Below are 1,119 nucleotides of genomic sequence, written 5' to 3'. Positions count from 1 at the left end.
CTAGGAGCTGTTTTAGGTTCGGATCATGTGGTTGGAGTCAAGGTTTTCAACCACATGATCGCCGCGCGTAGGTGCAACCCGGCCTCGTAGCTTTGTGGTGACTTGTCATAGCGTGTGGCCAGGCCGCGCCATGTCTTGATCTTCTGGAAGCAGCGTTCGACAGTGTTGCGCTGCTTGTAGAGCGCGGGATCGAACGAGACCGGTCGTCCTCCCGCGGAGCCCTTGTTCTTCCGGTTCGCCTGCTGGTCGGTCTTCTCCGGGATGACGGCGGTGATCCGGCGGCGCCGCAGATAAGCCCGGTTGGCTTTCGAGGAATACGCCTTGTCCGCCGCCACCGCGCCGGGACGGGTCCGGGGCCGCCCGGCCGGTCCGGGGACTCGGATCCGGTTGAGCACGGCCTGGAACTGCGGGCAGTCCGAGGCTTGGCCGGGCGTGAGCACGAACGCCAGCGGCAGCCCGCGCTCCTCGACCACGGCGTGGACCTTGCTGCTCAGCCCGCCTCGGGACCGGCCGAGCCCGGCCGCCTTCGCGCGAGCCTTGCGGCGCCGCCGGCAGGCGACACGCTCCTGATCGGCAGACGCGCCCGTGTCTTCCTGATCCGGCGCGGCCCGCGGCGCAGCACCCGCAGAACCTCGTTCTGAGCGGGCAGCGGAGCCCCTTTTTCCTCGGTCAGCGCCTGTTCCAGTGCATCGAGGGTCTCCCCGGCGATCGCCAGCCCCGCCGATTCGTGATGAGCCCGCACGATCGTGGAGTCCACACTGACCAGTTCCAGCCCGACCTGCCCGCGGGAGGCGGCCTCGGCGATCAGCGCGTCCATCAACGCCTGGAACACCCCGGCCTTGGCCCACGAGTTGAACCGCGAGTAAATCGTGGACCAGGGCCCATACCGCTCAGGCACATCACGCCAGCCCGACCCGGTGCGAAACCGCCACAAGATCCCGTTGAACTGATCCCGCACCCGCCGAGGCAACGGCCCCGTGGCAGCCACCGGCACCAGCGGCTCGATCAACGCCCACTCGGCATCGGTCACATCAAAACGCGCCACAACCGAGTTCTACCAGCCCGACCAGCACACCACCGAGAACCACCAAGATCCGAACCTCAAACAGCCTCTAGTCC

The 1,119-nt window shown here is 67.2% G+C and carries 1 pseudogene; it reads right to left on the bottom strand.

The window, feature by feature from the left end:
- Positions 1-23: 23 nt before the first annotated feature.
- Positions 24-1,045: pseudogene (locus QSK25_RS45210) on the bottom strand (IS5 family transposase).
- Between the last annotated feature and the right edge of the window lie 74 nt (positions 1,046-1,119).

The sequence above is a fragment of the Lentzea sp. NBRC 102530 genome, from assembly GCF_030269365.1.
Classification (GTDB): domain Bacteria; phylum Actinomycetota; class Actinomycetes; order Mycobacteriales; family Pseudonocardiaceae; genus Lentzea.
The sequence above is the reverse complement of the archived record's forward strand: the minus strand, read 5'-3'. Positions and strand labels throughout refer to the sequence as shown.